This window comes from Streptomyces anatolicus, assembly GCF_019400875.1.
In the GTDB taxonomy this organism is placed as follows: Bacteria; Actinomycetota; Actinomycetes; order Streptomycetales; family Streptomycetaceae; genus Streptomyces; species Streptomyces anatolicus.
The window spans coordinates 1-7,844 of the sequence record NZ_WMBF01000296.1; the positions used below are offsets into that span (position 1 = coordinate 1).

The following is a 7,844-nucleotide window of genomic DNA, read 5'->3' on the forward strand; positions in this document are numbered from 1 at the left end:
GAACCACCGCGGCCGCAGGCACCGCACTGGCGGCCGCCCGCTCGGGCCACCGGACACTGGTGCTCAGCGCCGACCGCACCGACACCCTGGACGCCGTACTCGGCGGCCAGGACACGCACCCGGGGCTCACCGCGCGGCGCCTCGCGCCCGCCACCCACTTCCGGGACGACCTGCTCGCCCTGCAGGAACGTGCCGCCTCCGCCCTCGACCTGCTCGGCGCCGAGCGGCTCGACGGCGAGGAGCTGACCCCGCTGCCCGGCAGCGGCGAGCTCGCCCTGCTGCGCGCCCTGCGCGACGCCGCCCGCGAGGGCGCCCACGACACCGTGGTCGTCGACCTGCCGCCCACCCCCGAAGCCCTCGCCGTCCTCGCCCTGCCCGAGCAGCTGCGCCGCTATCTGCGCAGGCTCCTGCCGCCCGAACGGCAGGCCGCCCGCGCCCTGCGCCCCATGCTCGGCCGCCTCGCGGGCGTCCCGATGCCCGCCGCCTGGCTGTACGAGAGCGCCGCCCGCCTCGAGGGCGAGCTGGCCGCCGCCCAGGCCGTGATCGAGGCCCCCGCGACCACCGTGCGCCTGGTCGCAGAGCCGGGCCCCGCGGGCGCCGACGCCCTCGCCTCGGCCGCCACCGGCCTCGCCCTGCAAGGCCTGCGCACCGACCTCCTCATCGCCAACCGCGTCCTGCCCGACACGTCCGCCGACACCTGGCTCGCGGCGCTCTCCGCGCAGCAGCGCAAGACGCTGGACGAGTGGGAGACGGCGTACGAGCCTGTCCTCACGGTCCGCCACCTCGGCCACGACCCGCGCGGCGCCGCCGACCTCGCCGCCCTCGGCCTGCCCGCGCCGGCCGCCGCCCCGGCGCCCGTCGAGTGGCCCGTCACCGAGGCGCCCGCCGACGAGCAGGACCGCGCCTACACCTGGCACATACCGCTCCCCGGCGCCGTACGCGAACAGCTCGGCCTGATCCGGCGCGGCGACGAACTCGTCATCACCGCCGGAGCCTTCCGTCGCATCGTCACCCTGCCGTCCGCGCTGCGCCGCTGTTCAGTAGCCGGAGCAGGGCTGCGCGAGGGCGAGCTGCGGGTGCGGTTCACGCCGGACCCCGGCCTGTGGCCCGAAGGACGGTGAACGGGCTACCGCCATTCGGGTAACGTCGAGTGGTATGAGCGATGCATCCGAGCGTGAGGTCCCCCGCGTCGAAGCCGAGGCCGCGGCTGACGCCGACGCCTGGGAGAAGGCGTGCGCCGAGGATCTCGCGGCGGAGCGGGCCCGCCGCCGCGCCGAGTACGGGCCGCAGCCCGGCTCCGCGGCCGAGGAGCTGCGCAAGCTCGTCGACGCCGTCTCCGACAAGCTCTCCGGGCTCCAGTCGCCGCTGCTCGGCGCGGTCGGGCAGGGCGTCGTCGAGCAGACCGTGAAGCAGGTCGTCCAGCAGGCGAAGGCCGTGGTCGAGCCGGTCATCGAGCGCAATCCCGATGTCTTCGACCACCTGGCGGCGGCCGGTTCCGAACTGCTCGCCGCCTACCGTTCGGCGGTCGAGAAGCAGGAGACCCGCTGGACCCGCGGCGACGGGGCGGACGGCGCCGACACCAAGGACACCGATCGCCGGGACGAGGGGCCCACGACCGGGGAACACATCGATCTCGACTGACCCCCCTCGGGTACGGTGGGCCGTAGCGGGGCTCGATCGAACTGAGGGATTCATGGGACTCACCATCGGCGTCGACATCGGCGGCACCAAGATCGCGGCCGGAGTGGTCGACGAGGACGGCAACATCCTCTCGACCTTCAAGGTGCCCACCCCTGGTACTTCCGAGGCCATCGTCGACGCGATCGCCTCCGCCGTGGAAGGCGCGCGGGCCGGACACGAGATCGTCGGCGTCGGCATCGGCGCCGCCGGCTACGTCAACCGCCAGCGCTCCACGGTCTACTTCGCGCCGAACATCGACTGGCGGCAGGAGCCGCTGAAGGACGAGGTCGAAAGGCGCGTCGGCCTTCCGGTCGTCGTGGAGAACGACGCCAACGCCGCCGCGTGGGGCGAGTACAAGTTCGGCGGCGGCAAGGGCCACCGCAACGTCATCTGCATCACGCTCGGCACCGGCCTCGGCGGCGGCATCATCATCGGCAACAAGCTGCGCCGCGGCCACTTCGGCGTGGCGGCCGAGTTCGGCCACATCCGGATGGTCCCGGACGGCTTGCTCTGCGGCTGCGGCAGCCAGGGCTGCTGGGAGCAGTACGCATCCGGGCGCGCCCTCGTGCGGTACGCGCGCCAGCGGGCCAACGCCACCCCCGAGAACGCCGAGTACCTCCTCTCGCTGGGTGACGGCACCCCCGAGGGCATCGAGGGCAAGCACATCTCGATGGCCGCCCGGCAGGGTGACGCCGTCGCCATCGACTCCTACCGCGAGCTGGCCCGCTGGGCGGGCGCGGGCCTCGCCGACCTGGCGTCGCTCTTCGACCCGTCCGCGTTCATCGTCGGCGGCGGCCTCTCGGACGAGGGCGAGCTGGTCCTCGACCCGATCCGCAAGTCCTTCAAGCGCTGGCTCGTCGGTGCCGCGTGGCGCCCCGAGGCGCAGGTCATCGCCGCCCAGCTGGGGAACAAGGCGGGGCTTGTCGGCGCGGCGGATCTGGCGCGGGAGCCTGACCCGGTCATGTGACCTGTGCCAAAGTGTCGGCCGCACCTTTAGGCGCCGTCGATCGCGCTGCGCGCTCGTCCTCAAACGCCGGACGGGCTGGATTCTCTCCGGCCCGTCCGGCGTTCCCGTGTACCTGTCCGGCGTTCGCGTATCTTGAGCGCCATGTCGACGAGTACGGCCCGTACGCTGCCCAACTCCCACACCGAAGAGGACGGTTCGGCCGTCATCCGGGTGCTCAGCTACAACATCCGTTCGATGCGGGACGACACCGACGCGCTCGCCCGGGTCATCGCCGCCTGCGCCCCCGACCTCGTCCTGATCCAGGAGGCGCCGCGGTTCTTCCGCTGGCGCAAGAAGCTGGCCCGTCTCGCGCGCGCCGCCGACCTGGTGATCCTCTCCGGCGGCGGCACCGCGTCGGGCCCGGCGCTGCTCTGCTCGCTCCGGGCGACCGTCGAGCGCACCGAGGACGTGCTGCTGCCCCTCACCCCGGGGCTGCACCGGCGCGGCTTCGCGACCGCGGTCGTGCGCTTCGGGGGCGCCCGACTCGGCGTCCTGAGCTGCCACTTGAGCCTTCAGGCCGACGAGCGGTACGCGCAGGGCGGAATGCTGCTCGACCGGCTCGCCGGGATGGGCGTGGAGCACGCCGTCGCGGGCGGCGACCTCAATGAGAGGCCGCAGGGGCGTACGTTCCGCAGGCTCGCGGAGGGGCTGACGGACTGCTGGACGGCCGAGCCCTGGGGCGGCGAGAACACCTCCACGCCCGCCGACCCGCACCAGCGCATCGACGCGCTGTTCGCCACGCCCGGCGTCGAAGTGCTCGGCTGCGGCGTGCCGTTGGAGCTGCCCGGGATCACCGGGGAAGACCTGAGGGCGGCCACGGACCATCTGCCGGTCCTGGCCGCCCTCAGGGTTCCCGCTACGCGCTGAGCCTCACGGGCGCTGCTTCACCTTGTCGGTGATCGCCCATTTGTCGAGGTATGAGAGCTGGGTGTACGTCTTCGTCTTCGCGCCGGTCCCCGAGGTGCGGGTGTCGCGGGAGCCCAGGAACTCGTACGTCTTGGGGTCGAAGATGAAGGCACGCTCGTGCGGGGTGCCCGGCAGCATCGGATCGGTGTAGGTGATCGCCACGCCGGTGCGGCCCTTCGCGTCCTTCTGGTTCGGGACCGCCTTCACCCCAGGGACCATGCCGAGTGCTTCGTACGCGGCCGGGCGCAAGCCCTTCGGCATCACCGGGACCAGCTTCAGCAGGCCGGCGAGGTGGGACTGGATGATCGACCACTCCTGGTCGGTGATCTTGTCGTAGAACCCGCTCTTGTGGCCCGCGTCCATCTCCTTGAGCAGCGTGGCGATCAGCTTCTCGGGGTCGGTCGGCAGCTTCTCGAGCGTGTCCCAGTCCTGCGGGGGCCACAGCCGCTCGTTGGCCTTGAGCGGCTTCGACCACCAGCCCTTGCCCAGTTCCATGATCCAGGAGCGTTTGGAGCCGTCCACGGAGCGCCAGATCTCGCTGACGTGCCGCTTGACCTCACCGGTGCCCTGTTCGGTCTCCTTGGTGATCTCCCTCGTGTAGGTGTACTGGTCGTCGCGCGGGGCGGTGGTCCTCTCGTGCCTGCGCTCGTAGGCGGCCGCGCCGTTGAGCACGGTCCGCGCGGAGACGTTGCCGAGCGGCGGGCTGGCGACGGGCGCCTTCGCGCGGGGCTCCTGACCTTCCTCGCCGGTGTTCACCGCGACGAGAGCGGTCCCCACCACGGCGGCCGCGACCGCCCCGGCGACGGCGACGCGCAGCACCGGGCGGCGCCGCCGTACGGGACGGGCAGCCGGTTCGTTCATCGCGGCGAAGAGCCGCACCCGCGCGCGGTGGCGGGTGTCGTCGTCGAGCGGGGGCGCTCCCGCCTCCCAGTGACGCAGTTCATCAAGCTCGTTCATGGGCGTGTACCTCCTGGAAAGCTGTCGGGTCGGTTCCGCCCAGTGCTTCGCGCAGTGTTCTGCGGGCCCGGTGCAGCCGGGATCTGACGGTGCCGACGGGCACCCCCAGCGCGTGCGCCACCTCCTCGTAGCCGAGGTCGGCCCACGCCACGAGGAGCAGCACGTCACGGTGGCGTGCGGGGAGGCGGGCCAGCGCCGCCGCCAGCTCCCCGCGCATCCCCTCGGCGCCCGCGCGGGCGACCGCGCGGTCGGCGACCGACTCCTCGTGCGGCACCGGCGCGGGCACCCGGGCGAGCGCCTTGAAGCGGCGGGCCTCGGCCCTGCGGTGCCGCCCGATGAGGTTGGTGGCGATGCCGAAGAGCCAGGGGCGGGCGTCGGCCCGCGCCAGGTCGTAGCGGTGGCGCTCCTTGAAGGCGGTGGTGAAGGTGTCCGCCATCAGATCCTCCGCCGCCTCGGGACCGAGCCGGCGCGCCGCGTACCGGTGGACGGAGTCGGCGTGCCGGTCGAAGAGGGCGGCGAACTGCTCGGGCTCGTCCCGGGACCGCTCGATGGACCAGGCGTCGCTCTGCTCGCCCTGCCCCAGGAGAAGGGGGACGCCGGGGTCGACGGTCATCGGGGCTCCTTTCGTTCGTACGAACGCCTCGAAGGCTTGGGCTTGGGGTTGTGCGGGTGGTTCACCTCTCCTTCGCCGCTCGGCGGGATCGGGTTCCATTCCCGCGTCCCAGGCGGTTCCCTTGCCGTGTCCCGCGCGTCCCGGGCACGCCGAAGGCCCGCCCGGAGCGCTCCGGACGGGCCTTGAAGTGCGGCTGCGCGGCTGCGCGCGGGCTCAGACGACCGCCCCGCGCCCCGGGTCGTCGTCCTCGTCCTCGTCCCCGCTGTGCATCCGCGTCACGAGCGTGGCGAAGCCGCCCAGGAAGCCGCCGATGCCGAGCGTCGTCAACCACCACGTCATCTGCCAGCCGAGCAGCACGGCGAGCAGGATGAGGAGCGGGCCGCCGAGCACCGCGAGCCAGGCGAACTTGGCCGTCACGTCGGCCTCGGGCAGCGGCGGCGGCTCCGGAGGCACGAAGTGGCCCTCGTCGTCCGCGTCGAAGTCGTCCTCGGTGGGCTCCGGGGCGGTGTAGTCGCGCGGGCCGCCGACGCCGGGCGCGAAGGAGACGGAGCTGCCGAGCGGCTTGTCGGCGCCGCGTCCCGGGTTGGACTTGGCGTCGGGGGCGTCCTTCGCGGGGCCGTCCTGGGAGGGGGCGGCGCCCGTCGGGCCGTTCGTCTCCGACTCCAGGAGGGCCAGGTCCTCGACCGACTTGAAGGGCTTCGCGCCGGGCGGGTCCGCGGGCTCCTCGCCGTACCCCGCGACGATCGCCTGCCAGGCGGCGTCCTCGTCGAGCGGCAGCCCGCCGTCGCGGGGCGCCCTGCTCTTCTCGAGGTTCTTCTCGGGGCTCTTCGCGGCGGCCTGCTCGGGCTCGCGGCTCTCCTCGTCACGGCTCTCGTCGCGGCTCTCGTCGCGGTCCGCCTCGTGCTCAGCCACCGGTGGCCGTCCCTTCCTTGCCGACACTGGGGGCGAGCCGGCCGACGAAGGCGTAACTCTCCTCGAAAATCCGGTCCGCGTCATGGTCCAACGTCGCCACGTGGTAGCTCTGTTCCAGCAGGATCTCCGTGACGTCCCTGGACGAGACGCGGCTGAGGACGCGCGCCGAGTCGGCGGGCGGCACCACGTGGTCGCGCGGGCTGTGGAGCAGCAGCAACGGCTGGGTGACCTGCGGCAGTTCGCCGTCGACGAGGCGGAAGAAGATCCGCAGGGAGTACGCGGCGTGCAGCGACACCCTGTCGTAGCCGATCTCCACCGAGCCGGGCTTGGCGATGTCGCTCGCGATGCCCTTCGTCGTCCGCACGAGGTGCCGGACGACCGGAAGCGCGTAGGGGGACAGGCCGTGCAGCTTGTTCGCCGGGTTGACCAGGACGATGCCGCTGATCGCGTCACCGTGCTTGGCCGCGAGGCGCAGAGCGAGCGCGCCGCCCATGGAGAGCCCGAAGACGAAGACCCGCTCGCACCGCTCCAGCAGGCCCCGCAGCTCGCGCTCCACCTCCGCGTACCAGTCCTGCCAGCCGGTGACCTGCATGTCCTCCCAGCGGGTGCCGTGCCCGGGAAGGAGCGGCAGCGAGACGGTCAGGCCGCGCTCCGCCAGATACTCGGCCCAGGGGCGCAGCGACTGCGGGGATCCGGTGAAGCCGTGGCAGAGCAGGACGCCGACCTCGCCGCCTTCGTGGCGGTACGGCTCGGCTCCGGGGAGGACCGGCACCTTCGGTCTCCTTCGTGAGATGTGGCAAGGGGAGTCGGGGCAGCTTGCGGGAACGTGACAGCTTGCGAGAAGTGGAGAGGAGTACTTCACCGTACGCGACCGGACTGACACCGACCAGGGTCGTCGGGCCCATTGGCCGTACCCCGGGTTAAGGTCTGATCCACAGAAACAGGAGGCATTCGGTTTGATCTACGGCGCAATGAAGGTTGCCATCGGAGGGCCGCTGAAGCTCGGCTTCAGGCCCTGGGTGGAGGGCCTTGAGAACGTCCCCGCCGAGGGTCCCGCCATTTTGGCGAGCAACCACCTCTCGTTCTCGGACTCCTTCTTCCTCCCCGCGGTCCTCGACCGCAAGGTCACCTTCATCGCCAAGGCGGAGTACTTCACCTCCCCCGGCGTGAAGGGCAAGCTGACCGCCGCCTTCTTCAAGGGCGTCGGCCAGCTCCCCGTGGACCGCTCCGGCGGCCGCGGCGCGGGCGAGGCGGCCATCAAGAGCGGCATCGAGGTCCTGGAGCGCGGCGAGCTCTTCGGCATCTACCCCGAGGGCACGCGCTCGCCCGACGGCCGCCTCTACCGCGGCAAACCGGGCGGCCTCGCGCGCGTGGCGCTCGCCACGGGCGCGCCGGTGCTCCCCGTGGCCATGATCGACACGGAGAAGATCCAGCCGCCCGGCAAGCTGATGCCGAAGCTGATGCGCCCCGGCATCCGCATCGGCAAGCCGCTCGACTTCCGCCGCTACCAGGGCATGGAGCAGGACCGCTTCGTGCTGCGTGCGCTGACCGACGAGGTCATGTACGAGATCATGAAGCTCTCCGGCCAGGAGTACGTCGACATGTACGCGACGGCCGCGAAGCGCCAGATCGCCGAGGCCGCGAAGGCCGCGAAGGCGATCGAGAAGGCGGCGGAGAAGGCGGCGGAGAAGGCGGCTGCCGAGAAGGCGGCCGCCAAGGCGGGGGACAAGGAACGGTCAGGCGCCTAGCCGCGTCCGTTCAGGGGTGGGG

At 72.4% G+C, this 7,844-nt stretch carries 9 protein-coding genes; 5 read left to right on the forward strand and 4 right to left on the reverse strand.

The features are described from left to right. The 4 genes from GKQ77_RS22635 to GKQ77_RS22650 all read left to right on the forward strand — a co-directional run. The coding region (locus GKQ77_RS22635; RefSeq protein WP_219690768.1) for an ArsA family ATPase at nt 1-1,121 on the forward strand (1,121 nt) is incomplete at its 5' end. Nucleotides 1,122-1,155: 34 nt separating this feature from the next. Continuing rightward, the gene (locus GKQ77_RS22640; protein ID WP_219690769.1) at nt 1,156-1,641 is read left to right on the forward strand and encodes a DUF5304 domain-containing protein; all 486 of its coding nucleotides are present in this window, start codon (nt 1,156-1,158) and stop codon (nt 1,639-1,641) included. Between the two features lie 52 nt (nt 1,642-1,693). Next, nucleotides 1,694-2,647 (forward strand): ROK family glucokinase, encoded by a 954-nt coding sequence (locus GKQ77_RS22645; protein ID WP_125512339.1) that lies wholly within the window; start codon nt 1,694-1,696, stop codon nt 2,645-2,647. Between the two features lie 141 nt (nt 2,648-2,788). Then, on the forward strand, nt 2,789-3,553 hold the full coding sequence (locus tag GKQ77_RS22650) for an endonuclease/exonuclease/phosphatase family protein (protein ID WP_219690770.1): 765 nt from the start codon (nt 2,789-2,791) through the stop codon (nt 3,551-3,553). A gap of 3 nt (nt 3,554-3,556) precedes the next feature. On the opposite strand, the gene GKQ77_RS22655 is transcribed toward GKQ77_RS22650, so the two are convergent. From GKQ77_RS22655 to GKQ77_RS22670, 4 genes are all read right to left on the reverse strand, one after another. After that, nucleotides 3,557-4,549: a CU044_5270 family protein gene (locus GKQ77_RS22655; RefSeq protein ID WP_219690771.1), complete on the reverse strand. Its 993-nt coding sequence runs from the start codon at nt 4,547-4,549 to the stop codon at nt 3,557-3,559. Next, on the reverse strand, nt 4,536-5,162 hold the full coding sequence (locus tag GKQ77_RS22660) for an RNA polymerase sigma factor (protein WP_219690772.1): 627 nt from the start codon (nt 5,160-5,162) through the stop codon (nt 4,536-4,538). The genes GKQ77_RS22655 and GKQ77_RS22660 overlap by 14 nt, the downstream gene beginning before the upstream one ends. A 213-nt stretch (nt 5,163-5,375) precedes the next feature. Beyond that, nucleotides 5,376-6,074 carry a hypothetical protein gene (locus tag GKQ77_RS22665; RefSeq protein ID WP_219690773.1) on the reverse strand — a complete coding sequence of 233 codons (699 nt, stop codon included), beginning with the start codon at nt 6,072-6,074 and terminating at the stop codon, nt 5,376-5,378. Continuing rightward, entirely contained in the window at nt 6,067-6,846 is a 780-nt protein-coding gene (locus GKQ77_RS22670; protein WP_219690774.1) for an alpha/beta hydrolase, read from the reverse strand. Before GKQ77_RS22670 ends, GKQ77_RS22665 begins: the two co-directional genes overlap by 8 nt. A 199-nt stretch (nt 6,847-7,045) precedes the next feature. On the opposite strand from GKQ77_RS22670, the gene GKQ77_RS22675 reads away from it, so the two are divergent. Continuing rightward, nucleotides 7,046-7,822 (forward strand): lysophospholipid acyltransferase family protein, encoded by a 777-nt coding sequence (locus tag GKQ77_RS22675; RefSeq protein WP_219690775.1) that lies wholly within the window; start codon nt 7,046-7,048, stop codon nt 7,820-7,822. Nucleotides 7,823-7,844: the final 22 nt, after the last annotated feature.

Excerpts from the sequence above, each read along its gene's own strand:
- GKQ77_RS22640 (WP_219690769.1), top strand. The coding sequence starts at position 1,156 with ATGAGCGATGCATCCGAGCGTGAGGTCCCCCGCGTCGAAGCCGAGGCC.
- GKQ77_RS22645 (WP_125512339.1), top strand. The coding sequence starts at position 1,694 with ATGGGACTCACCATCGGCGTCGACATCGGCGGCACCAAGATCGCGGCC.
- GKQ77_RS22650 (WP_219690770.1), top strand. The coding sequence starts at position 2,789 with ATGTCGACGAGTACGGCCCGTACGCTGCCCAACTCCCACACCGAAGAG.
- GKQ77_RS22655 (WP_219690771.1), bottom strand. The coding sequence starts at position 4,549 with ATGAACGAGCTTGATGAACTGCGTCACTGGGAGGCGGGAGCGCCCCCG.
- GKQ77_RS22660 (WP_219690772.1), bottom strand. The coding sequence starts at position 5,162 with ATGACCGTCGACCCCGGCGTCCCCCTTCTCCTGGGGCAGGGCGAGCAG.
- GKQ77_RS22675 (WP_219690775.1), top strand. The coding sequence starts at position 7,046 with ATGAAGGTTGCCATCGGAGGGCCGCTGAAGCTCGGCTTCAGGCCCTGG.